At 69.7% G+C, this 23,808-nt stretch carries 22 protein-coding genes; 9 read left to right on the top strand and 13 right to left on the bottom strand.

Going from position 1 to position 23,808, the window contains the following annotated elements; genetic code table 11:
- Positions 1–106 precede the first annotated feature (106 nt).
- Positions 107–1,012: a TraB/GumN family protein gene (locus DVW87_RS03235; protein ID WP_114687036.1), complete on the bottom strand. Its 906-nt coding sequence runs from the start codon at positions 1,010–1,012 to the stop codon at positions 107–109.
- 151 nt (positions 1,013–1,163) lie between these two features.
- On the opposite strand from DVW87_RS03235, the gene DVW87_RS03230 reads away from it, so the two are divergent.
- From DVW87_RS03230 to DVW87_RS03210, 5 genes are all read left to right on the top strand, one after another.
- Positions 1,164–2,030, top strand: a complete 867-nt coding sequence (locus DVW87_RS03230) for a glycine--tRNA ligase subunit alpha (RefSeq protein WP_114687035.1) — start codon at positions 1,164–1,166, stop codon at positions 2,028–2,030.
- 56 nt (positions 2,031–2,086) lie between these two features.
- Positions 2,087–4,441 (top strand): glycine--tRNA ligase subunit beta, encoded by a 2,355-nt coding sequence (gene glyS / locus DVW87_RS03225; protein WP_239017804.1) that lies wholly within the window; start codon positions 2,087–2,089, stop codon positions 4,439–4,441.
- 123 nt (positions 4,442–4,564) lie between these two features.
- Positions 4,565–7,267 (top strand): pyruvate, phosphate dikinase, encoded by a 2,703-nt coding sequence (gene ppdK / locus DVW87_RS03220; protein ID WP_114686305.1) that lies wholly within the window; start codon positions 4,565–4,567, stop codon positions 7,265–7,267.
- An 82-nt stretch (positions 7,268–7,349) separates the two neighbouring features.
- A complete protein-coding gene (locus DVW87_RS03215) occupies positions 7,350–7,928 on the top strand; it encodes a DUF1214 domain-containing protein (RefSeq protein ID WP_181814699.1) in 579 nt (192 codons plus the stop codon).
- Entirely contained in the window at positions 7,928–8,449 is a 522-nt protein-coding gene (locus tag DVW87_RS03210; RefSeq protein ID WP_114686303.1) for a DUF1254 domain-containing protein, read from the top strand. Before DVW87_RS03215 ends, DVW87_RS03210 begins: the two co-directional genes overlap by 1 nt.
- A 78-nt stretch (positions 8,450–8,527) precedes the next feature.
- Here the strand turns inward: DVW87_RS03210 and DVW87_RS03205 are convergent, their stop codons facing one another.
- From DVW87_RS03205 to DVW87_RS03170, 8 genes are all read right to left on the bottom strand, one after another.
- Positions 8,528–8,983: a DUF983 domain-containing protein gene (locus DVW87_RS03205; RefSeq protein ID WP_114686302.1), complete on the bottom strand. Its 456-nt coding sequence runs from the start codon at positions 8,981–8,983 to the stop codon at positions 8,528–8,530.
- Positions 8,984–9,091: 108 nt separating this feature from the next.
- Entirely contained in the window at positions 9,092–10,087 is a 996-nt protein-coding gene (locus DVW87_RS03200; RefSeq protein WP_114686301.1) for a type II secretion system F family protein, read from the bottom strand.
- A 25-nt stretch (positions 10,088–10,112) separates the two neighbouring features.
- A complete protein-coding gene (locus DVW87_RS03195) occupies positions 10,113–11,081 on the bottom strand; it encodes a type II secretion system F family protein (RefSeq protein ID WP_420822314.1) in 969 nt (322 codons plus the stop codon).
- A gap of 54 nt (positions 11,082–11,135) precedes the next feature.
- Complete coding sequence (locus DVW87_RS03190; RefSeq protein ID WP_114686299.1) at positions 11,136–12,407, bottom strand: CpaE/TadZ family protein; 1,272 nt, start codon at positions 12,405–12,407, stop codon at positions 11,136–11,138.
- A 1-nt stretch (position 12,408) separates the two neighbouring features.
- Positions 12,409–13,050 (bottom strand): CpaD family pilus assembly protein, encoded by a 642-nt coding sequence (locus DVW87_RS03185; protein WP_114686298.1) that lies wholly within the window; start codon positions 13,048–13,050, stop codon positions 12,409–12,411.
- Between the two features lie 26 nt (positions 13,051–13,076).
- On the bottom strand, positions 13,077–14,837 hold the full coding sequence (locus DVW87_RS03180) for a type II and III secretion system protein family protein (protein WP_239017732.1): 1,761 nt from the start codon (positions 14,835–14,837) through the stop codon (positions 13,077–13,079).
- Between the two features lie 2 nt (positions 14,838–14,839).
- Positions 14,840–15,892, bottom strand: a complete 1,053-nt coding sequence (gene cpaB, locus DVW87_RS03175) for a Flp pilus assembly protein CpaB (protein ID WP_114686296.1) — start codon at positions 15,890–15,892, stop codon at positions 14,840–14,842.
- Positions 15,893–15,943: 51 nt separating this feature from the next.
- Complete coding sequence (locus DVW87_RS03170) at positions 15,944–16,432, bottom strand: A24 family peptidase (protein ID WP_114686295.1); 489 nt, start codon at positions 16,430–16,432, stop codon at positions 15,944–15,946.
- A gap of 49 nt (positions 16,433–16,481) precedes the next feature.
- Between DVW87_RS03170 and DVW87_RS03165 the strand changes: the two genes are divergently transcribed.
- Positions 16,482–17,432 carry an alpha/beta fold hydrolase gene (locus DVW87_RS03165; RefSeq protein ID WP_114687033.1) on the top strand — a complete coding sequence of 317 codons (951 nt, stop codon included), beginning with the start codon at positions 16,482–16,484 and terminating at the stop codon, positions 17,430–17,432.
- Complete coding sequence (locus DVW87_RS03160) at positions 17,429–18,517, top strand: NAD(P)/FAD-dependent oxidoreductase (protein ID WP_114686294.1); 1,089 nt, start codon at positions 17,429–17,431, stop codon at positions 18,515–18,517. The genes DVW87_RS03165 and DVW87_RS03160 overlap by 4 nt, the downstream gene beginning before the upstream one ends.
- A 3-nt stretch (positions 18,518–18,520) precedes the next feature.
- Here the strand turns inward: DVW87_RS03160 and DVW87_RS03155 are convergent, their stop codons facing one another.
- From DVW87_RS03155 to DVW87_RS03145, 3 genes are read right to left on the bottom strand one after another with little or no spacing between them, the layout of a single operon-like run.
- Positions 18,521–19,288: an SIMPL domain-containing protein gene (locus DVW87_RS03155; RefSeq protein WP_114686293.1), complete on the bottom strand. Its 768-nt coding sequence runs from the start codon at positions 19,286–19,288 to the stop codon at positions 18,521–18,523.
- A gap of 32 nt (positions 19,289–19,320) precedes the next feature.
- A complete protein-coding gene (locus tag DVW87_RS03150) occupies positions 19,321–20,493 on the bottom strand; it encodes an acetyl-CoA C-acetyltransferase (RefSeq protein ID WP_114686292.1) in 1,173 nt (390 codons plus the stop codon).
- A 28-nt stretch (positions 20,494–20,521) separates the two neighbouring features.
- A complete protein-coding gene (locus tag DVW87_RS03145) occupies positions 20,522–21,517 on the bottom strand; it encodes an alpha/beta fold hydrolase (protein WP_114686291.1) in 996 nt (331 codons plus the stop codon).
- A 92-nt stretch (positions 21,518–21,609) separates the two neighbouring features.
- On the opposite strand from DVW87_RS03145, the gene phaR reads away from it, so the two are divergent.
- Together phaR and DVW87_RS03135 are read left to right on the top strand one after the other, a co-directional pair.
- On the top strand, positions 21,610–22,170 hold the full coding sequence (gene phaR, locus DVW87_RS03140; protein ID WP_114687032.1) for a polyhydroxyalkanoate synthesis repressor PhaR: 561 nt from the start codon (positions 21,610–21,612) through the stop codon (positions 22,168–22,170).
- A gap of 5 nt (positions 22,171–22,175) precedes the next feature.
- Entirely contained in the window at positions 22,176–22,373 is a 198-nt protein-coding gene (locus tag DVW87_RS03135) for a hypothetical protein (protein WP_114686290.1), read from the top strand.
- Here DVW87_RS03135 and DVW87_RS03130 read toward each other — a convergent pair.
- Positions 22,363–23,808, bottom strand: a complete 1,446-nt coding sequence (locus tag DVW87_RS03130; RefSeq protein ID WP_239017730.1) for a hypothetical protein — start codon at positions 23,806–23,808, stop codon at positions 22,363–22,365. The two genes, DVW87_RS03135 and DVW87_RS03130, sit on opposite strands and share 11 nt — an antisense overlap.

Genomic DNA, 23,808 nt, shown 5'->3' with positions numbered 1-23,808 from the left:
GGCGGAGGCCGGGGTCCAGTTGAGGGACGATGGTCGCGGGCGTCATCGCTTGGTTATTACCACCTTCCCAACTGGGTCCCGGCTTCGCCGGGGAGCAGGGAAATCATCAATAGCTGACCCGCACGGCCTTCAGCTTGTAGGCGCCGAGATCGTCCTGCACGCTGCCCTTGCCGGCCAGGTGGCCCGCGCCAACCGCGACGAAGACAGTGCCGGGCGTCTTCATCCGCTGCGCGATCCACTTAGCCCAGTTCGCGTTGCGATCCGTAAGGAGGACGCGGCGGACCTCGGGGATCTCGTCCACGCCTTCGTTCACCGTCTCGGCCAGCGCCTCCACGTCGCCGCGCGACCATTCGCCGACCATCTCGTCCAGCGTCGCCCCGATCTTCGGCAGGTCGCGCACGGTGGAGGTGAGGAAGGCGACCTGGCCTGCGTCCGAGATGCCGTCGAAAAAGCCGATCTGCTGCGCGGCGGTTTCCAGCCCGACCACCTTCTTGGCCGATTGCTTCGCGGCGGCGGACAGCACTTCCTCCGGGCCGTTGGTGGGATCGTAGCCGAGCTTCATGACCGGCAGCAGTGAGAGGTTCATCGCGGCGAACCACGGATCGGTGCGGTCGAACGCGGTGACGGGCAGGCCGAGACCGGTGAGCGCGGCCTTGTAGGCGTCGCGATCCTTTGGCGGCAGCTTGTCGGGCAGGGCGGGGCCGGCGGGCGCGGCGGCCCTGGTGGCGATGAGCTGCGCCATCTCGGCCTGGGGCGGCTGCACCATTTCGAGGACCAGCGTGTCGGCGCTGTCGAACGACTTCTTCACGCCCTCGTCGAACCAGGTGACGCCCGGCTTCAGCACGTGGATGGTGCCGAACAGGTAGACGGTCGTGTCCGCGTCCTTGACGACCCACAGCGCGGGGTCGGCGTCGTTGGCGGCCGCCGTACTGGGCGCTGGCTGGGGCGCGGTCTGCGCGCAGGCGGGGGCGGGGAGGAGCAGGGCGGCGGCAAGCGCGAGGCGGGCGATCATAAGCTCTCCATAGCGGGACGAGCGGCCCTTCTCCACGCGCAATCCTTGCCGGGCGGTTGATTCCGCCGCGGGCGTGGGCCAGAGGCCAAGCTCAACTATCTGTTTAGTTAGGGGCCTCCAATTGCCGAGCCAACCGCTCAGCTTCCAGCGCATGATCCTGACGCTCCACGATTACTGGAGCGCGCGCGGGTGCCTGATCCTGCAACCGTACGACATGCGCATGGGCGCGGGCACGTTTCACACCGCGACGACGCTGCGCGCGCTCGGCCCCGAGCCGTGGAACGCCGCCTTTGTCCAGCCGTGCCGCCGGCCGACCGACGGGCGCTATGGCGAGAATCCCAACCGGCTCCAGCATTACTATCAGTATCAGGTGATCCTGAAGCCTTCGCCCGCCGATCTGCAGGAGCTGTATCTCGGCAGCCTGGCCGCCATCGGCATCGATTTCACCCGGCACGACATCCGCTTCGTGGAGGACGATTGGGAAAGCCCGACCTTGGGCGCCTGGGGCCTTGGCTGGGAAGTGTGGTGCGACGGGATGGAGGTGACGCAGTTCACCTATTTCCAGCAGATGGGCGGGTTCGACTGCAAGCCGGTGGCGGGCGAGCTGACCTACGGGCTGGAGCGGCTGGCCATGTACATCCAGAACGTGGACAGCGTGTACGACCTGGCGTTCAACGATGCCGGGGTGTCGTATGGCGACGTGTTCCACGAGAACGAAGTGCAGATGTCGACCTGGAACTTCGAGGTGGCGAACACCGACACGCTGTTCGACCAGTTCCGCAAGGCGGCAGCCGAATGCGAGAACTGCCTGGAGGCCAAGCTGCCGATCCCGGCCTATGAACAGGCGATCGAGGCGAGCCACATCTTCAACCTGTTGCAGGCGCGCGGCGTGATCTCGGTGGCGGAGCGGCAGGCCTATATCGGCCGCGTGCGCGACCTGGCGAAGGGCGCATGCGCCGCATGGATCGAGAAGAACACGCCCGACTGGCAGGCGCGCTATTCGGGGTGGACGCTGTGACCGATCTCGCGACCGACTTCCTGCTGGAACTCCGTTCGGAGGAAATTCCTGCACGCATGCAGGACAAGGCCCGCGAGGATCTGGCGCGGCTGTTCGCGGCCGAGCTGGACCGTGCCGGGATGAAGGCGGGCGAGATCGTCACCTATGCCACGCCGCGGCGGCTGGCGCTGATCGCGCGCGAACTGCCGGCAGAGACGGCGGCGGTGCGCGAGGAGACCAAAGGGCCGCGTACCTCGGCGCCGGCGCAGGCGCTGGAGGGTTTCCTGCGCAAGACCGGGCTGTCCGCCGATCAGTTGACCGAACGCGACGGCGTGTGGTTCGCCGTGTTGGAGAAGCCGGGTCGCAAGGCGGCGGACGTGCTGGCCGAGGCGATCCCGGCGATCGTGCGCGCGTTTCCCTGGCCCAAGTCGATGCGCTGGGGGGCGGCGTCGGCTTCCACCGAGTCCTTGCGCTGGGTGCGGCCGTTGCAGGGCATCGTCGCTTTGTTCGGCGACGACGTGGTGCCGTGCGAGATCGCCGGCGTCGTGTCGGGCGCAGCGACGGTGGGGCATCGCTTCCACCATCCGGGCGTCATCACCATCGGCTCGGCGGCGGACTATGTCGAGAAGCTGCGCGCGTGCCATGTGATCGTCGATCAGGACGAGCGGCGCGCGATCGTGCGCGAGCGGGCTTCGGCGCTGGCGGCGGAGGCCGGGCTGTCGCTGATCGCGGACGAGGGGCTGGTGGCGGAGAATGCCGGGCTGACGGAGTGGCCGGTGCCGCTGCTCGGGCGGTTCGAGCCCGAGTTCCTGTCGGTGCCGCCGGAGGTGATCCAGCTGACCGCGCGGGTGAACCAGAAGTATTTCGTGTGCTCGGATGCTTCAGGGAAGCTGGCGAACGCCTTCGTCTGCACCGCCAATATCGAGGCGGCGGACGGCGGCGAGCGGATCGTGGAGGGCAACCGCAAGGTGCTGGCGGCGCGCTTGTCGGACGCGCGGTTCTTCTACGAGACGGACCTGAAGGTGCCGCTGGCGGAGCAGGCGAAGAAGCTCGAGAAGATCGTGTTTCACGAGAAGCTCGGCACGGTCGCCGACAAGGTGGAGCGCGTGGCGAAGCTCGCGCGCTGGCTGGTGGAGGAGGGGATTGTTTCTTCATCGCTCCCCGGCGAAGGCCGGGGCCCAGTTGGCACGTCCGAGGTCACGGAGCGCAGCGCCAGCCAACAGCAGCCTTCCCGACTGGACCCCGGCCTTCGCCGGGGAACGGAGGAGCTCGCCGACATGGCGGAGCGCGCGGCGCGGCTGGCCAAGGCGGACCTCGTCACCGGCATGGTCGGCGAGTTCCCGGAATTGCAGGGGCTGATGGGCGGCTATTACGCCGGGGCACAGGGCGAGGACGCGCAAGTCGCCGAGGCGGTGCGGGATCATTACAAGCCGGTCGGGCAGGGGGATGAGGTGCCGACCGCGCCGGTGACGGTGGCGGTCAGTCTGGCGGACAAGCTGGACACGTTGCGCGGCTTCTTTCTGCTGGAGGAGCCGCCGACGGGATCGAAGGATCCCTTCGCACTGCGCCGGGCGGCGCTGGGCGTCATTCGGCTGGTGACGGACAACGGCCTGCGCGGCTCGCTGAGCACCTGGCTGACCAAGGCTGTCGACCTGCATCTGGAAACATGCCTGCGAAGCCTCGGCAGGACCGTTCCGGAGAAGCCGATGTATCTGGAGGTGCAGGGCGACACCAGGCGGCTGATGAGCGAGGGCGCGGAAGTGCTATGCTTCCCCGTTGCCGCCGATGCGCCCTTTTATGGCGGGGTGCGCGCGCAAGGGCTGCACCCGGCGTCACCGGTGGATTTCTTCGCCGACCGCCTCAAGGTTCAGCAGCGTGAGGCAGGCGTGCGGCATGACCTGATCGACGCGGTGTTCGCGCTGGGTGGGGAGGACGATCTGGTCCGGCTGCTCGCGCGGGTGCGGGCGTTGCAGGCTTTCGTGACTACCGAGGACGGGGCGAACCTGCTGGCGGGGTACAAGCGGGCGGCGAATATCCTGAAGAAGGAGGGGTATGGCGCCTCCCCCACAGACGTCATCCCCGCGGAGGCGGGGATCCAGACGCCGGGCGATGGCGATGGGGTCGAGACGACAGCGGCTCTGGATTCCCCCCCCCGCGGGAATGACCACAAGGGCGCTATGGAACCCGCCGAGGCCGATCTGCTTGCCGCGCTCGATGCCGCCGAGCCGGCCGCGGCGCGCGCGGTTGCCGCCGAGGATTTCGAGGCGGCCATGGCGGCGCTGGCCACCTTGCGCGGGCCGATCGATGCGTTCTTCGAGGGCGTGATCGTCAACGATCCCGATCCGGCCAAGCGCGCGCGGCGCCTCGCCTTGCTCGATCGCGTGCGGACCGCCGTGCACACCGTTGCCGACTTCTCGAAGATCGAGGGCTGACGACCATGCGGTAGCCCCGCGCCCTCCTCGTTCCCGGTTCGGAACGCGATCCCCCTCCCCAGGATTGAACAAGAACCTGTTGCGGTGCACAATCCCGCAAAACACACACCGAGGAAGAGTATCATGGCCAGCGCAGCGACCCTGAGCACGGATGCGGACGTGCAGTACGTCTACCGCTTCGGCGGCGGTGTCTCCGACGGGGGCAAGGGCGACAAGAACCTGCTCGGCGGCAAGGGATCGAACCTGGCCGAGATGGCGTCCATCGGCCTGCCGGTGCCGCCGGGCTTCACCATCTCCACCGCGATGTGCACGCGCTATTACGAGGAAGGCGAGAGCTTTCCCCAGTCCTTGCGCGATGAAGTGGCGAACGGGATCGCGCATATCGAGGGCGTGACCGGCAAGCGCTTCGGCGATGCCGCCGACCCGCTGCTCGTCTCCGTCCGCTCCGGCGCGCGCGTGTCGATGCCGGGGATGATGGACACGGTGCTGAACCTCGGCCTCAACGACCAGACGGTCGAGGGCCTCGCTGCGGCGTCGGGCGACGACCGCTTCGCCTGGGACAGCTATCGCCGCTTCATCCAGATGTATTCGGACGTGGTGCTGGAACTGGATCACGGCGCGTTCGAGGAAGCGCTGGAGATTGCCAAGGAGGACAAGGGCTTCACCCTCGATACCGAACTTTCCGCCGACGACTGGCGCGCGCTGGTGGCCGAGTACAAGGGGCTCGTCGAGGAGCAATGGGGCAAGCCGTTCCCGCAGGACGTGCACGACCAGCTCTGGGGTGCGATCGGGGCGGTGTTCGGATCGTGGCAGGCGGAGCGCGCCAAGGTCTATCGCCGGCTGAACGACATTCCGCATACCTGGGGCACGGCGGTGAACGTGCAGGCGATGGTGTTCGGCAACATGGGCGATACCTCGGCCACCGGCGTCGCCTTCACCCGCGATCCGTCCAAGGGCGACAACGCTTATTACGGCGAGTTCCTGATCAACGCGCAGGGCGAGGATGTGGTCGCCGGCATCCGCACGCCGCAATATCTGACCAAGGATGCGCGCGAAGCGGCGGGTGCCAAGGCCGCGTCGATGGAAGAAGCGATGCCCGACGCCTATGCCGAGCTGGCGGCGGTGTTCGACCGGCTCGAGCGGCATTACCGCGACATGCAGGATATCGAGTTCACCGTGCAGCAGGGCAAGCTGTGGATGCTGCAGACGCGGAGCGGCAAGCGCACCGCCAAGGCGGCGCTGAAGATCGCGGTGGACATGGCCGAGGAAGGCCTCATCTCGCAGGAGGAAGCGGTCGCCCGCGTCGATCCGGCGGCGCTGGACCAGCTGCTGCACCCGACGCTCGATCCTTCCGCGCAGCGCGACGTGATCGCCAAGGGCCTGCCGGCGTCGCCCGGTGCGGCGAGCGGGGCGGCGGTGTTCGACAGCGACACCGCGGAGAAGCGCGCAGCGGCCGGGGAGGCGGTGATCCTGATCCGCACCGAGACCTCGCCCGAGGATATTCACGGCATGCACGCGGCCAGGGGCATCCTGACGGCGCGCGGCGGCATGACCAGCCACGCCGCGGTGGTGGCGCGCGGCATGGGGCGGCCGTGCGTGTCGGGCGCGGGCGGCATTTCGATCGACGCCAAGGCCAAGGTGATGCGCGTCGGTGGCGGGCGTGAGGTCCGCGAGGGCGATGTCGTCACCATCGACGGTGCGACCGGCGAGGTGATGGCGGGCGCGGTGCCGACGGTGCAGCCCGAGCTGGCGGGCGACTTCGGCACGCTGATGGAATGGGCCGACAAGGTCCGCCGCCTGAAGGTGCGCGCCAATGCCGAGACGCCGCTGGACGCCCGCACCGCGCGCGAGTTCGGGGCGGAGGGGATCGGCCTGTGCCGGACCGAGCACATGTTTTTCGAGGCCGAGCGGATCACCGCGGTGCGCCAGATGATCCTGGCCGAGGACGTGGACGGGCGGAAGGCCGCGCTGGAGCGGCTGCTGCCGGAGCAGCGCAGCGATTTCGTCGAGCTGTTCGAGGTGATGGCGGGCCTGCCTGTCACGATCCGCCTGCTCGATCCGCCGCTGCACGAATTCCTGCCGCACGAGGAAGCCGAGTTCGCCGAGGTCGCGAGCGCGGCGGGGGTCGAGGTGGATGTGCTGAAGCGGCGCGCGGCGGAGTTGCACGAGTTCAACCCGATGCTGGGACATCGCGGGTGCCGGCTGGGCGTGACCTATCCGGAAATCTACGAGATGCAGGCGCGCGCTATCTTCGAGGCGGCGATCGATGTGGCCGAGAAATCGGGGGCGGCGCCGATCCCGGAGATCATGATCCCGCTGGTCGCCACCCGCCGCGAGCTGGAGCTGATGAAGGCGGTGGTCGATGCCGCCGCCAAGCAGGTGTTCGCCGAGCGCGGGCGCGAGATCGAGTATCTCGTCGGCACGATGATCGAGCTGCCGCGTGCCGCGTTGATGGCGGGCGAGATCGCGGAGGTGGGCGAGTTCTTCTCGTTCGGCACCAACGACCTGACCCAGACCACGCTGGGCGTCAGCCGCGACGATGCCGCGCGCTTCCTGACGACCTATGTGGAGCGCGGCATCTATCCGAAGGATCCGTTCGTCAGCCTGGACGTGGAGGGCGTGGGCCAGTTGATCGAGCTGGCGGCCGAGCGGGGTCGCAAGACGCGGGACGGCATCAAGCTGGGCATCTGCGGCGAGCATGGCGGCGATCCGGCGAGCATCGCCTTTTGCGAGAAGGTCGGCCTCGATTACGTGTCCGCGTCGCCCTATCGCGTGCCGATCGCGCGGCTGGCGGCCGCGCAGGCCGCGCTGCACGCGCGCGGCTGAGGGCGGCGCCGGCAATCGGATACGATGGTGCAACGATCCGCGCGTGCGCGGCGTTTGCATCGCCATGACGAGGGGAGAAAAGTTGGCTCGCCGCCGGATCCGCTACGCGCTGTGCGGTGTCGCCGGCCTGGTGCTGGGCGGCGCCACCGCGATCGCCTCGGTCCGGGGCGGCGCGCTGGGCTCCAGCGAGCGGATCGGCGCGTGGACCACGGGGCGCGATCTCGGCACCGACGCGCAGAGCGGGCATGGCCGGGCGGTGGTGGCGTTGCGCGGCCTGCTGGCATTGCCGGGGAGCGAGGCGCGCTATTACAATGCGGCGGTGGACGATGCCGGCGACCCGCTGCGCGCGGAGTGCCGCTACACCGTGCATGGCGGATCGGTGCCGGGCCGCTGGTGGAGCCTGACGCTGTACGATCGCGACGGCTATCTCGTGCCCAATCCGGCCGGGCTCTTTTCGGTCGGCAGCGCCGCGATCCCCGGGCTGGAACAGGACGACTGGACGGTCGAGGTCGCCCCCGATCGCCAGCCGGGGCACTGGCTGCCGAGCGGCGAAGGCGACCGGTTCGAGCTGACCTTTCGCGTGTACCTGCCGGCCGACCGGGGGCAGGGCAATCTGTCGGCGGCGCAATTGCCCAGCATCGTGCGGCGGGATTGCCGGTGATGCGGGGGTGGCTGGGGCCGATCATGGCCGGACTGGTGGTGGCGGCGCTGGCCTATGCGCTGGTGATCGCGCGCACGCCCAAGTTCCTGATGGGCCGCGCGGTGGAGCGGGTCGCGGCGGCGGGCGGCATGAACCGCTTCACCCATGCCCCGCTCGCCACCGACCGGTCGCGGACCATCGTGCGGCCCAGCCCGGACCTCGCTTATTCGAGCTGCCCGTTCGACGTTTCGGCCGGGCCGCTGCTGATCGAGGCGACGCCGGTGGCCGCGCCTTATTGGTCGCTGTCCGTGTTCGACAGCGACACGACGGTCGCCTTCGTCCGCAACGATGCCAGCGGCGCGCGGCGGCGGGTGAAGGTGGCGGTGCTGGCGGATGGCCAGCAGGCGCCGGCCGGATACGAGCCGGTGCGGCTGATGGGACATCGCGGCATCGCGCTGATCCGCATCCTGGTGCCGGACCGGCAATTGTTCGCCCAGATCGACCGGGAACGGCGGCAGGCGACCTGCCGGGTAGCGGGATAGCGGTTCGACCAAGACGCCGGACGCTGGCGACCACTCGGCAGGCGGAGGGACGCGGCTTTGCTCGCGCCGTGAGGCGGCTTACTGGTCGAAGTCGTTGCGGTCCGCCTCCGTGCCGTGCAGCTGCGCCCACAGGTGCTGCGTTCCCGCCTCCTGCGCGCGGTTCACGAATTGCGAGGCCACCAGCCAGCCCTTGATCGGGCGCAGCGGCAGAAACGTGCCCAGCACCATCAGCGGCACCGAGGTGACGAAATGCACCCAGACCGGCGGATCGAAGGCGACCTGAATCCACACCACAATGGCGATCAGCGGCAGCGCGATCACGCAGAGCGAGAAAAAGGCCGGGCCGTCGTCCGGCGCGGCGAAGCGATAGTCCAGCCCGCACACCTCGCAGCGGTCGACGATCTTCAGGAACGACTGGAACATCCGGCCCTTGCCGCAGCGCGGGCACAGGCCCTTCCAGCCGGACTTGAGGATCCAGCGGAACTTGTCCTCGCCCGAGGCCAGCGGCACGGCGGCTACGCGATCGTCGTTCATGCCGGCTAGATAGTCATTGGCCGGTGGATTGCACCCACTTAAGCGAAGGATCGGGCCGGGTGCCGCCGATCCGCTGCGGGCGGCGCCGGACGCCGCCCGCGCGTCGCCTCAGATGCCGCCCTTGAACGCGTCGCTGATCGAGCACGCCGCGGGGCCGAGAATGACGACGAACAGCACCGGCAGGATGAACAGGATCAGCGGCACGGTCATGATCGCGGGAAGGCGCGCGGCCTTTTCCTCGGCGCGCATCATGCGCTCGTTGCGGAATTCGGCCGACAGCACACGCAGGGCGGAGGCGAGCGGCGTGCCGTATTTCTCCGTCTGGATCATGGTGGTGACCACGCCCTTTACGGCCTCCAGATCGACGCGCATGGCGAGGTTCTCGAACGCCTGGCGGCGCTCGGACAGGAAGCCGAGCTCGATGGCGGTGAGGGTGAATTCGTCGCCCAGTTCGGGATAGGCGCGGCCCAGCTCGCGCGCGACGCGGTGAAAGGCGGCGTCCACGGTCAGGCCGGCCTCGGCGCAGATCACCAGCAGGTCGAGCGCGTCCGGCAGGCCCTTGCGGATCGCATCCGACCGCTTCTGGATCTTGTTCTTCAGGAAGATGTCCGGCGCCTTGTAGGCGAGGATGAAGGTGACCGCGACGATGCCGTACTTCTTGAGCGGGCTGTACTCGACGAACGTGTCGGTGCCGTAGACCACGAACACCGTCAGCCCGCCGAACACGATCGGCAGCACAAGGCGGCCGAAGATGACGGCCACGGCCCACTCCTTGGACCGGATGCCAGCCTGCATCAGCTTGAGCTGCGCGACCTTCACCTGGCTGTCCTGCAGCACCTTGAGGTTCAGCAGCAGCGAGCGGATGCGGTCGGTGGTCTCGTTCTTGGTGACCAGCTTGGCGCGCCGCTTGGTGGAGGCGGTGATGCCCGCCTTCAACTGCTCGCGCCGGTCGTTCAGCGCCTTCACCCGCTTGGTCATCGGATCGCGCACGGTGGTGACGGCGTAGATCGCCAGCAGCACCGCGAACGCCGCAACGCCCGACAGCAGGGTGGCCACCAGCAGCACGTCCACGCCGAGGATCTTGGGTCCGCCCGTCTCGCCCATGTTCAGTTTCCCGATCCTGCCCGCATCAGATTTCGAAGTTGATCATCTTGCGCATGATAAGCGCGCCGATGCCCATCCAGCAGAGCCCGCCGCCGCCGGCGACCATCAGCCGCTCGTCCTGGAAGAAGTTCTGCATGTAGGTGCCGTTGATCATCCAGATCATGCCGAACACGACGAACGGCAGCGCGCCGATGATGTACGCCGAGGCCTTCGATTCCGAAGACATGGCCTTGATCTTCAGCTTCATCTGGCCGCGCTGGCGCAGCACGGTGGCCAGGTTCGCCAGCGTTTCGGCAAGGTTGCCGCCGGTCTCACGCTGGATCGCGATGGTGATGACGAAGAACTGGAATTCCGGCGTGCCGAGCCGGTCCGCCGTTTCCTGAAGCGAGGCGTCCATTGAGCGCCCGATCTTCATCTTGTCGGTGATCGCGCGAAATTCCACGCCCACGGGGCCTTCCACCTCGGCGGCGACAACGGCGATCGTTTCCGTGATCGGCAGGCCCGAGCGCAGGCCGCGAACGAGCAGTTCGATCGCGTCGGGGAACTTGGCGTTGAACTTGGCGATCCGCTTCTTGATCGCCATGCCGACGGCCATGTGCGGAATGCCCGCGCCCAGCACCACGCCGATCAGCAGCGACAGGAGGATCGGCGCGCCCTTGAGCCACAACAGGGCCGAGACGACCACGAGGATGCCCAGCGTGGCCATGCCGTACTGGCCGACCGTCCAGGTCTTGCCCGTCATGTTGAGGCGCTTCTGCAGCTGCGCGGGATTGGGCAGCAAGCGCATCGCCGCCGTGTCCATCCTGGTCGCGTTGCGCGCGGTGATCTTGCGCATCTGCGCCTCGACGCCGCCGGCCAGGCCTTCCAGATGACGGTCGCGCGCCGCGGCGAGGCGACGCGCGCTGGCGCGGGCCGGCGAGGGACCGGCAAAGGCGAAGGCGATGAGCAGCAGCGTGGCCAGCGCACCGCCGCCGAGCATCACAAGGGGCATCATGTCCACAGCGTCACCGCTCCCGCAGCGATCCGGCGCGAAGAACCGGCCGGGTCATCACTTCTTCTTGCCGACCAGCGACTTCAGGTCGAACTTGTCCATCAGGGACGCGCCGCGCGCCTTCGCCTTGCCCTTTTTCGGCGCGTCGGCGGCCTCGTCGGCGGCGACGCACAGCACTTCTTCGGAAAGCTCGAGGAGAGGCGCCACGGTCTTGCTGCCCTTGCCGGCCTCCGCCAGCGGCTTGCCCAGCTTGGCGGCGTTGGCGGCCAGCTTCTGGTCGAAGGGGATGACGTAATCGATCTTGCGCTCGATCGAGCCTTCGAAATCCTTGCGGCTGATTTCCAGCTGCGCGGCCGGCGACACGCGGTTGGCGACCACGAACACCTGGGTGCCCGGCGCATTGGATTTCAGCCAGGACAGGATGCGGATCGAATCGCGGGCGGCCGCCAGCGTCAGGTCGGTGACGACCACCACCGCATGCACGTCGCTCATCAGGTGCGGATGCTGCACCAGCATGTTGCGCGGCAGATCCACCACCGTGCATTCGAACGCGGAGCGCATCTCCTCCTGCAACTGGAAGAAGGCGGCGCCATCGGTCATCACCGGCGAATGGATCGGCGCCTCGGCGGAGAGCACCGACAGCATTTCGCTGGACTTCACCATGGCGCGCTCAATGAACAGGCCGTCGATGCGGCTGGGGTTCTCGATCGCGTCGGTGAGGCCGCGGCCGGGCTCCAGGTCGAGCGCCAGCGCGCCCGTGCCGAAATGCACGTCGAGATCGAGCAAGGCGGTGGTGCGCGCGCCCTTTTCGCTGAACAGCCAGGCGATCGACGTGGCGATGGTGGAGGCGCCCACGCCGCCGCGGGTGCCGATCACCGCGGTGGAGCAATGCGGTCGCTCCACGGCACTTTCGGCGGCCTTGGGGGCGTTGAGCATCGTCTGCGCATGGGTGAAGGCCTCGCGCAGCGTGTCGGGCGACAGCGGCTTCAGGAGGTAATCCTGGATGCCGCTGACCACGAGATCGCGGTACAGCCGCACGTCGTTCACCTGGCCGGCGGCGATCACCACCGTGCCCGGCTCGCAGACCTCGGCCAGCGCATTGATGTCGCTGAGCGGATCGCCGGATTCCGACATGTCGACGAACAGGATGTTGGGGCTGGCCGAGACGGACAGGCTCTGCACCGCATTGCGCAGGCCGCCCTTTTGCACCTTGTCCGGGCTCCAGCCCATTTCGGTGGCGATCGGGCGGATCGCCTCGGCGGTGGTCTCGTCGCAGACGAAGGCGACAAAGGGTTCGCGCGTGGCGGCGCGGAGGGCTGGCGCGTTCATCTTACTTGTTCCCTGTGCTTTCGGCGCGCAGCGTGGTGCCGCCGGCACCGGTGGGCGCGGCACGGCGATAGGTGCCGATCGCGCGGGTGGACGTGGCCGGATCCGCCGCCTCGGCGCCGGCCTGGCCGCGCACGAGATCGGTGGGATTGGCGACCATCAGCGCGAGGTTGGAATTGGTCGCACAGCCGAAATTGCTGGAGGTGTTGCCCTCATATTCCGGCTGGCGGACGCGGCTGAAATCGGGGCAGCCCGGCACGGTGGCGCGCGAGCGGGTGACGATCACGCGAACGGTGCCGGGGGCGATGGGGGCGCCGACCGTCGGCGCTTCCTCCGCGATCAGCAGGCCGTAGCGGGCGGTGACCTGCGCCACGTCGTCGCGGGCGCGGGCGGCGCCGTTGCCGCTGTCGTCCACTGACACGCGGTCGCCATAGCCCAGGCGCAGCCCGGCCAGCCAGCCGGCGAGCCGCTGGTCCTCGCCGGGGGCGAGCCCGCCGGCATCGGCCTGCGCATCGAACACGAAGTCGCTGCGGCTCACCACCGGCTGATGGACCGATTCAAGGCCGCGGTTGCGCGTGCCGCTGCACCCCGACACCGCCAGCGCGGCGAGCAGGGTGGAGGCGAGAAGGATCGGGCGCTTGGTCATGGGGTCTGGTGTCCTCGATCAGGCGATCAGTTGCTGAAGCCGGGCATGGCGACGCCGGCGGACTTCTTGGACTTCTTGGTGGTGGCGGCCTTGTCCTCGCGCGGCTCTTGCTGGAGCGGCTGGACAGGGGCCGGCGCGGTGGGCACCGGCGCCGCCGCGCCGAAGGCCGGCTGCGCCTCGGGCGGAGCGGCCATGCTGGGCTTGGGGCGCTGGCCACCGGTCTTGCCGGCATCCACCTGGCCGAACAGCACGCGGCTGAGATCGGTGGGCGACTTGTAGCCGTCGGTCGGCAGGGCGATCTCCGTCGCGTTCACCGGCTTCACCAGATACGGCGTGATGACCACCACCAGCTCGGTTTCGTCGCGCTGCCACGAATTGGAGCGGAACAGCGCGCCCAGCACCGGCAGGTCGCCGACCCCCGGCGTCTTGGTGAGATTGCTGTTGTGCGCGTTCTGGAGGAGGCCGCCGATCACGAAGCTCTGGCCGGAACCCAGCTCCACCGTGGTTTCCACCCGGCGGGTGCTCAGCGCCGGGATGGTCACGCCGCCGATCGACACCGCACCCTGCGAGGTGAGCTGCGACACTTCCGGGCGGACGCGCAGGGAGATGCGGCCGTCCGACAGCACGGTGGGCGTGTAGGCCAGGCTGACGCCGTATTGCTTGTATTCCACCGACTGCGCGCCGAGGCCCTGGCTGACCGGGATCGGGATCTCGCCGCCCGCCAGGAAGCTGCCCGTTTCGCCGGAGATCACCGTCATGTTCGGCTGGGCCAGCGTGTTGACGAGGCCCACGGTCTCGCCGAGGTCGATGGCGGCAAGCAGATCAAGGCCGGCGAGCTTGCCGGCAAGGCCGATCGCCGTGCGCTGACCGCCCTTGCCCAGATCAGCGAAATTGTACGAACTGCCGCTGTTGGGCAGCACGAAGTCGCCGATCTTGGGATCGAACGGCAGCGCGATCGAGCCGGCGGGCAGGCCGAAGCGGGCCGAGGCATCGAGCTGCGGCAGGCCGGCGGTGCTGACCGAACCGATCGTGCCGGCGGCGCGGCCGGAGGAGACGCCGAAGTTGAACCCGCCGGTGGTGTCGCGGCTGACGAGGTTGCCGTTGATGTTCTTGGAGAAGGAGCGGCTGACCTCGGCGATCTTCACCTGCAGGTTGACCTGGAGCGGCGTTGCCGCACGCAGGCGGTTGACCGCCGCGATCTTCAGCTGTGCGCCGGCGGTGCTGATGTCCACGCCGGGGTTGAGCAGGGTGGTGACCAGCCGCTCGGCCTGCACGCTGTCCTCCGGCGAGCCGACGGTGCCGTTCAGCACCGCGATCTGGCCGACCTGGGTGACGCTGATCTGCGCGTCGGGCATGGCGGCCTTCAGCATGCGATCCAGCGAGGTGGAGTTCTGCGCGACGTGGACCACCACCGAATAGATCACCGCGCCGGCGGCGTTGGTGGCGAACACGGTGGAGTCGCCGAACGCCTTGCCGTACAGGTTGATCTGGCGCGGATTGGTGACGTAGACGTCGGCCGCGGCCTGGTTCGACACCCACACGTCGGCGACGTTCGCCGGCAGGGTGACAAGCTCGCCCTCGCCGATCGAAAGCCACTTTTCCGCGGTGGGCCGCTGCGCGCCGACCGGCGGCAGGCCGGCCCGGGCAGGCTTCCACCCGGCATTGCCACGCGGCGCGGGCTTGCCCGGCGCGGCGACGGCGGCGACCGGCGGCAGGGCCAGCGCAGCGGCGGCGACGGCGGCGATGGCCCGCGTCGTCAGGTGCGTCATTCGGTGCTGGGCACGCATGATCAGTTCTTCCCCCCGACCGCAATCTCGGTCACATCATTGCCGCGGGCGATGCGCACCACCGGCCCGCGCGGCGCGGCTCCCCCCGGATAGGCGCCGCCCATGGTGGACGGCGTGCCGGCCGGCGGCACGTAGCCCGGATTTCCCCCGGCGAAGCCGGACTGCTTGCCGGGCACGCTGCGACGCTGGAAGCGCGAGACGTCTGCCCCGGTGGCATAGGTCGAGGAGCCGGTCTGCGGACGCGTGGCGAGCTGGATCAGCATCTGCTTCTCCGCCTTCGGATCGGTGCCGTCGGGCACCTTCACGTCGCCGGACGCGATCGCCTGTTCCAGTTCCTGCGTGTTGTCGGCGATGCTGCGCAGCGACAGCGACAGCGTGCCAAGCGTCTGCGCGACGGCGATCTGCTCGGCGATCTTGGGCGTCGCCTCCACCGTCACGTTGCTGAAGGTGCGGACCACGGTCTTGCCGTCCTCGCCGACCGAATTGTCGGTGCGCTGATCGGTGGCGAGCACGCGCAGGTTGCGCATGATCGTCTCGGACACCTTCAGCGGCGGGCCGTCGCCGCCACCGGGCACCGCCTGGGTGAGGACCAGGTCGATGCGGTCGCCCGGAAAGACGAAGCCGGCCACCGCGCTTTGCGTGGAAACGGGAACGGTAACGGCGCGCATGCCCGGCCCGAGCGCCGCCGCCAGGAAACCGCGGTCGCCCGGCTTCACCAGCGCGCCCTGCGTCACCGGCTGGCCGGCGGTGATGGCGTTGCGCACCACCACGCCCTGCAGCGACTTCATGTCGGTGTTCGCCTTCAGGTAATAGGCATTGTCGACCAGCTCCTTGGGCCAGGGCTGATATTTCAGCGCGGTGGCATCCAGGATGGTGCCGACCGGCAGCGCGCGGGTGGCGACCAGCACCTCCGGCCCGTCGATCACCGGCGCAGGCGCGGCAACCGCGCCGGCGGGCGGCGTGGCGGCGCCCATCAGCAGCGTGCGGGCCATGAACGCGGTGAAGCCGGCGACGAGAAGCGCGCCCACCAGCAAAATGATCTTTCGACTATCCATGACCTGTTGCAGCCTTTCGGGGCCGGATCGCGGTTGAACCGGCGTTAAGCATCACAAGAATTGGTTAAGAATGGGTTCGCGCAGGGCGAGCAGCGCAGCCGCGGCGATCGCCACGCCGTAAGGCACCTCGATCGCGCCTTCGCGAACACGGCCGCGGCGCCCGCTCCACGCCCGCGCGGCGACCAGCACCAGCGTCAGCGCGCCGCCGAACAGCGACATCAGCACCAGCATCCAGACGAGCGCGCCCGGCGGAAACCAGAGCGCCAGCGCGCCGATCATCTTCACGTCGCCACCGCCCATCCAGCCGAGCGCAAACGCGCCGATGAACAGGGCAAAGACGATTGCCGCGAGCCCGATCTGGGCCGCCACGTCCGGCCAGAGCGAGAAATCCAGCGCATGCCACCAGATCGGCGCCAGCAGCGCGATGGCCGCGTTCTTCCAGTTGGCGATCTCGCGAATGCGTGCGTCCTCCACGCCGGCCGAAACCAGCAGCAGCGCGAGCACGCAAAGGCAGAACGCCGACAGAAGTCCCCCAACCATGGTCTTGGGGGTAGACGACATGGCTTTCGAAAACGTAACCATGCCGCCGATGCTCTCCCCACAGCTTTACCGCCGCGCGATTCCTGCCGGTGCGCGGGTTTCCCGCTGGCAGGCGCCGGACGGCTGGGCGCTGCGCCGGTTCGACTGGCCCTCGGACGGCGGGCGGGGCGGCCTGCTGTTCCAGACGGGGCGCGGCGACGTGTTCGAGAAGTATCTGGAAACGCTGGCCTATTGGCACGGGCAGGGTTGGTCGGTGACGGCGGTGGACTGGCGGGGGCAGGGCGGCTCCGGCCGGCTGTGCGCCGATCCGCTGGTCGGCCATTGCGACGCGTTCGAGCCGTGGCTGGACGACCTTGCCGCGTTCTGGACGGGCTGGGCGGCACAGGTCGAGGGGCCGCGCGTGCTGGTGGGGCACTCCATGGGCGGGCACCTGACGCTGCGGGCGCTGGCCGAGGGCCGCGTGGCGGCGGACGCAGCCGTGCTGGTCGCGCCGATGCTCGGCCTGCGCAGCCCGGTGGGCAATTGGGCGGGCGAGCGGGTTGCCCGGCTGATGGCGCGGACCGGCGACCCGGCGCGCGCGGCCTGGGACAGCAACGAGATCCCGACCGCGCGCACAAGCCGGATGGCGCTGCTGACGCACGATCAGGCGCGGTATGACGACGAGCTGTGGTGGTACGCGGCCAAGCCCGAGCTGCGGCTGGGGCCGCCGAGCTGGCGCTGGCTGGCCGAGGCGTTCGCGTCCACGCGGCTGCTTGCGCGTGATCCGCGGCTGGCGGAAATGCGCACGCCGCTGCTGATGCTGCTGGCGGAGGCGGACCGGCTGGTCGACCCGCGCGCGGCGCTGCGCATCGCCGCGCGCCTGCCGGACGTGCAGGTGGTGCGGTTCGGCAAGGAAGCGCGGCACGAGATCCTGCGCGAGGCCGATGCCGTGCGCGGGCCGGCGCTGGACGCGATCGACCGCTTTCTCCAGGTGCGCGCGCCCGCCCGGCAAGTGGCATGAGCGAGCGGTTCGACGTCGCGATCGCCGGCGGCGGCATGGCGGGGGCGAGCCTCGCCGCCGCGCTGGCGCCCGAGGCGCGCGTCCTGCTGCTGGAAGCGGAGGAGATGGCCGGGCTTCACGCCACCGGGCGCTCGGCCGCGTTCTGGTCGGAGACTTATGGCGGGCCTGGGGTGCAGCCGCTGAGCACCGCCTCCGGACCGGCGCTGCGCGAGGGCGGGTTCCTGCAGCCGATGGGCTCGCTGCACATCGGGCGCGGCGGGGACCGGCCGGCGGTTGAGCGGTTCCTGGCGGAGTTCGCGGGCAGCGGCGTGGCGCTGGAGCCGGTCGATCCCGCCAGCCTCGTGCCCGGCCTGCGCGCCGAATGGTGCCTGGGGGTGCTGGAGCCGAGCAGCGCGTTCATCGACGTGGCGGCGCTGCATGCGCGGTATCTTGCCGCCGCGCGCGAGTCCGGCCGCGTGGTGACCGATGCCGCCCTGCTGGCCGCCGAACGCCGCGACGGCGGCTGGCGGCTGGACACCCGCGCCGGGTCGTTCGAGGCGGCGGTGCTGGTCAATGCCGCGGGTGCCTGGGCGGACCGGGTGGCGGCGCTCGCCGGGGCGGCGCCGGTGGGCATCACGCCGTATCGCCGGACCATGGTGCAGTTGCGCACCGATCCCCCCGCGCCGGCCGGGCTGCCGCAGGTGCTGGACATCTCTGGCCGCTTCTACTTCAAGCCGGAGACGGGCGGGCGGCTGTGGCTGACCCCGCATGACGAAACGCCGGCGGTGCCGGGCGACGCGCAACCGGAGGAGCTGGACGTGGCGGAGGCGATCGACCGGTTCGAGCAGGTCGTGGACTGGCAGGTGGAGGCGGTGGAGCGGCGTTGGGCAGGCTTGCGCAGCTTCGCGCCCGATCGGCTGCCGGTCTATGGCTTCGACCCGGAGGTGCCGGGCTTCTTCTGGTGCGCCGGGCAGGGCGGGTTCGGCATCCAGACCGCTCCGGCGGGCAGCGCGCTGGCCGCCGCTTTGCTGCTCGGCCGCGCGACGGAGGCATTCGTCGCCGGGATCGACCCGGCCCGCTACGCCCCCGCCCGGTTCGCGCGCTGAGCCCTACGGCGCGATGGCGTAGCTGACGGACAGGCGCACCGTGGTTTCGATCGGACCGGGCGTAAAGTCGACGGAAACGGGCGGAGGAGCTGGCGGCGGCGGCGGCGGGGGCGCGGCATTTTCCACGCGCGGCCGGATGGCGTTGGCACGGACCACATAGTCGTAGCTGCCGTCCTGCACGCGCCGCAACGAACCCAGCCGCGCACCGGAGCCGGTGGCGATCAGTTCGGCCTGGGTGCGGGCCTCGGCCAGCGCCTTTTGCGTCGCTTCGCGCCGTGCGGCGCTGTCGTCCGCCAGCCAGAAGCGCTGCAGCTGCACGTCGGAGCCGCCGAGCCGGCCGATCAGCCCGGCCAGCGTGCCGGCATCCTTGACGTTCGCCGTGTCGAGCTGCTCGCCGGTGGTCGCGACATAGCCGATGATCGCGCAATCGCCGCTGGACAGGCGTTGCGCGCCGTAGCCGTTCTGGTCGCAGGCGCGCGGGCGGACTTCGCGGATCGAGAGTTGCGACGAGCGCCGTTCCGCACCGCGGCCGGCGAGTGCGGCGGAGCCGGCGCGCACCGCCTTGATCCGCTCCGCCAGCATGCGCGCGGCCTCGTCCGAGGTCGTGCCCTCGCCGCGCACCGTGAAGGCGATGGTCGCGCGATCCGGCGGGGTGCGCGCGGTGCCGGAGGCGGAAACCAGGATCTCGGGCGGTCCGGGCGGTGTCGGAGGCGTCTGTGCCGCAAGCGGCGTGGCGGCGAGCAATCCCCATCCAATCAATATCGTGCGCAAGCCCTATCTCCCCCGGTTCGAACGATCGCGCCTCAGCGCTCGATGCACATGGCGATGCCCATGCCGCCGCCGATGCAAAGCGTGGCGAGACCCTTCTTCGCGTCGCGCTTGCCCATCTCGTAGAGGAGCGTGGTCAGCACGCGCGCGCCGCTGGCGCCGATCGGATGGCCGATGGCGATGGCGCCGCCATTGACGTTCACGCGGTCCGCATCCCAGCCGAGCTCGCGGCCCACCGAGAGCGCCTGCGCGGCGAACGCCTCGTTGGCCTCGATCAGGTCCAGGTCGGCGATCGACCAGCCGGCCTTTTCCAGCGCGCGGCGGGTGGCCGGCACCGGGCCGATGCCCATGATCGACGGATCGACGCCAGCCGAGGCCCAGCTGGCGATGCGGCCGAGGATCGGGCTGCCGCGGCGCTCCGCTTCCTCGCGGCTCATCACCACGAGCGCGGCGGCGCCGTCGTTGATGCCGCTGGCGTTGGCGGCCGTCACGGTGCCGTCCTTCTTGAAGGCGGGGCGCAGGCCGGACACGCTGTCGAGCGTGGCGCCGGCGCGGATATATTCGTCCTGGTCGACGATCGTGTCGCCCTTGCGGCCCTTCACGGTCACCGCGGCGATCTCGTCGGCGAAGCGGCCGGCGCTGCGCGCGGCCTCGGCGAGGTTCTGCGAGCGGACGGCGAACGCGTCCTGCTCCCCGCGAGTCACCTGATACTGCTCCGCCAGGTTCTCGGCGGTGATGCCCATGTGATAGCCGTTGAAGACGTCCGTCAGTCCGTCCTTGATCATGGTATCGACAAGGCTGAGATCGCCCATCTTGGTGCCGGGGCGCAGGTTTTGCGCATGGGCGGACAAGGACATGCTTTCCTGACCGCCGGCGACCACGATGCGCGAGTCGCCGGTGGCCACCGCCTGTGCCGCCAGCGCGACGGCGCGCAGGCCGGAGCCGCAGACCTGGTTGACGCCCCAAGCCGGGATCTCCCGGGGCACGCCGGCGGCCATCGACGCCTGGCGCGCCGGGTTCTGGCCCTGCGCGGCGGTGAGCACCTGGCCGAGGATCACTTCCGACACTTCCTCACCGGACACGTTCGCCTGCGCCAGCGCGGCCACGATCGCCTGCCGGCCCAGCTCGTGCGCGGGAACGCTCGCAAACGCGCCCAGGAAGCTGCCCACGGGCGTGCGCTTGGCCGCGGTGATGACGATGTCCTGCATGGGAACTCTCCGAAAAGCTGGTCGTGAACTAGATAGCGGCCGGCAGCGCGTTAAGCCAGTGGACCAGGGGCTCCCACAATTGCGCGCGCGCGCCCCGGCCGACCACCATGCCGACATGGCCCGCGCCTAGATCGCGGCGGTTCGGCAGATTCGCGGCGCTGGCGGCGGGGACGATGCGATCGGTGAGGGAGACGAACTCGATCGCCGGGCAGGGGAGCGCGTCGGACGAGGCCGCCCCTCCGCCGACGGTCCAGCGGCCGCTGCCGGGAAGATCGGCGGCGAAGAAGTCGTCGAACATCTGCCGACCGGCGGCATAGGTCAGCGGCGCGCCCGCATTGGCCCAGTCCTCCAGCGCGACAAACGAGGCGAACTCGGGCGAGGCGGGATCGGTGCCGGCCAGCCGCTCGTACTTGGCGATGGTGCGCGCCGGGTCGAGCCGCCAGAAGCCGGCCTGCAGCACTTCCATCGGCACCAGCCCCAGCGCCTCGCAGGCGGGTTGCGCCGCATCCCACAGCGCCGCGATCTCGCCGACCGCGCGCTCGCCGAAGCCGGAGAAGCGCCAGGGCGCGGCGACCAGCGCCAGCCCCGCGAGCCTTGAGGCGCAGGCGGCGGCAAGCGCCATGGTGCCGCCCAGGCAATAGCCGACCAGCACCGGCGGCTCCGGCAGCCTGGCGAGCAGCGGCAGGAGCAGCCGTTCGACATGGCCGGTCACGTCCATGTCGCGGTCGGCCGGTGTCGGCTCTCCCCAGTCGAGCAGCCAGGGATGGAAGCCGGCGTCGCGGACGAAGCCCATCAGCGAGGTCTCCGGCGTCAGGTCGAGGATGAAGGGCGGGTTGATGAGCGAAGGCACGAACACCACCGGGCGGCCCTGTCCGCCACCGTCACGCAACCGCGCGCGGCCCTTGCGATACCGCACCGGTCCCGCGCGGTAGCTTTGCGCGCGCGGCGCGTCCTGATAAGCGCGCAGTCCGGCCAGCGCGACGCTACGGCGCGCGGCATTTGCTGCGGTTTCGCTGCGCAACATGTCGAGGAACAGGGGAAGGGGGCGCGGTCCGTGTTGCGGCGCGGCAACCGATGGTGTTACAGCTGGATCAGGCACAGCCCGGGGGCTCCCAGATGAAAAAGCAGAACAGCGCCGACGGCATCGTCATCATCAAGAAATACGCCAATCGGCGGCTCTACAATACCGAAACCTCGTCCTACATCACGCTGGAACATCTGGCCGCGATGACGCGCGAGGGGCGGGACTTCAAGGTGGTGGACGCCAAGAGCGACGACGACATCACCCATTCGATCCTCACCCAGATCATCATGGAGGAGGAAGCGCGCGGGCAGAACATGCTGCCGGTCAATTTCCTGCGCCAGCTGATCTCCATGTATGGCGATTCCATGCAGGCGATGGTGCCCGGTTATCTCGAAGCGTCAATGGACAGCTTCCGCCGCAATCAGCAGCAGTTCAAGACGGCGGTGGAGGGTGCTTTCGCCAACACGCCCTTTGCCGAGGTCGCCAAGAAGAACCTGGAGATGTTCGAGGCCGCGGCGCAGGCGTTCAACGCGCCGCCCGCCGCGTCCGCGCCGGCCGCTCCTGCGGCGCCGGTGAGCAAGGATGACGAGATCGCCGCGCTGCGCGCCGAGCTCGGCCGGCTGAACGACAAGGTGCAGAAGCTCGGCGAGTAGGAGCCGTGGAATGGAGCGCGCGCACCGCCGCCGGCCTCGGCGCGGGCGCGCTGGTGGTGCTGGCGATCGTGGCCGGCGTGCTGAACGCGCGGCGACGGCGGCGGCGCGATCCCGACCGGGTCGGCTTCGTGGACTGGCCCACCGTGCAGTTCGCCGCGTTGCTCGGTGCCTTTCTGCTCGCCAGCGTGGCGTTCAATCTCTGAGCGGCAGGTCGCGACGGAGATACACCAAAGTGCGATAGTTGCTGCGCGGGGCGCTGAACACCAGCCGATAGTTGCGGGCGATCGCGCCGTTCACCGCCGCCAGGCTGGCGCGGTTCCAGATATCGAGCTTGCGATCCGAGGTGACGATCACCGGCGGGCGGTGGGCGAGAATGCGGCGCACCTCGGCGGCCTCGTCGATCCCGGTGGCGCCCTGTTCGGTGGTGTAGGCGAGCAGGTTGGGGAAGACGTACGGCGTCGGCAGGCAGGCGCGGGCCAGCGTGTAGGTGATCGTGTCGCCGATGAACACATAGGGGCAGCCGCCGGCGCTGTTCGCGGCCACGACCCGGGCGACCGCCCGCGCGCCGGTCGCATCGTCCCGCGCGACGGTGCGCTCCACCGCGAACAGCATGGCCGCAAGACCGAGGCTCGCCACCGCCGCACGACCCGACCGGCCGAAGGCACGTCCGGCGATCATCGCCAGCGGCGGCACCAGCGGCAGGGCGTAATGGTCGAAAAAGGTGCCGATCGCGAAGAAGCCGAGCACCGCCGCGCCCAGCCAGCCGAAGGCGATCACCGCGCGCGCGCCGCGCACCCGCCAGCGCCAGGCGAGGCTCGCCGAGACGATCAGCGGCGAGAGCTGGGCGACGATGCCGAGCAGGCGCATCGCCAGCTGCTCGGCAGGATAGCCCGGCCGCGACAGGATGGAGCCGAAATTGGCGAACCAATAGGCGTCCAGCGCGTGCCGGCCGAGCGCGGCATACCAGCCCAGGGCCAGCACGGTCGGCAGCAGCCCCGCGCCGATCCACAGCAGCGCCGCCGCTGCGGCCCCCGCCACGCGCAGGTGACGCCGTGCGAACCACAGATGGGCCAAGCCGAACCACGCCCCCTCGATCGCGGGCAGATACTTCACCTGTATGGCAAGCCCCGCGAGCAGGCAGGCCGCCACGCCGTTCAGGAGCACGGCGCGTCCGCTCGTCAGCGACGGCAGGCGCAGGGTAAGCAGGGCGGCGAGCACCACCGGCAGGTTGTAGAAAACCGGCGCCTGCCCTCCGCGCCCGCCCAGCAGCGAGGTCCACAACAGGGTCGCCGCAGCCGCCGCCCACATGCCGCGCCGGCTCGCGCCGAGCCGCCCCGCGCCGATCGCGACGGCCAGCGCGGTGGCGGCGGCGAAGAGGGTCGCCACGACCTGATAGGCGAGCACGCCATCGCCGGGCAGCGCGGTGATCGCGGCGTAGAGGAGGAACAGGCCGACCGGCTTGCGATCCCAGATGTCGAGATACGGGAGCAGCCCCTCGTGCATCCGCTCGCCGACGAGCAGGTAGAATTGCTCGTCCACATGGATCACCGGATTGCCGAAGTCGCCGCCGCGCAGCAGCAGCGCCAGCAGCAGGATGCCGAGCGCCAGGCCGGCGCGGGAGCGCGCGAATCCGGCCAC

This window comes from Sphingomonas aracearum, assembly GCF_003345355.1.
In the GTDB taxonomy this organism is placed as follows: Bacteria; Pseudomonadota; Alphaproteobacteria; order Sphingomonadales; family Sphingomonadaceae; genus Sphingomonas; species Sphingomonas aracearum.
Note: the sequence above shows the minus strand (reverse complement) of the source record. Positions and strands in the feature narration are given on the sequence as shown.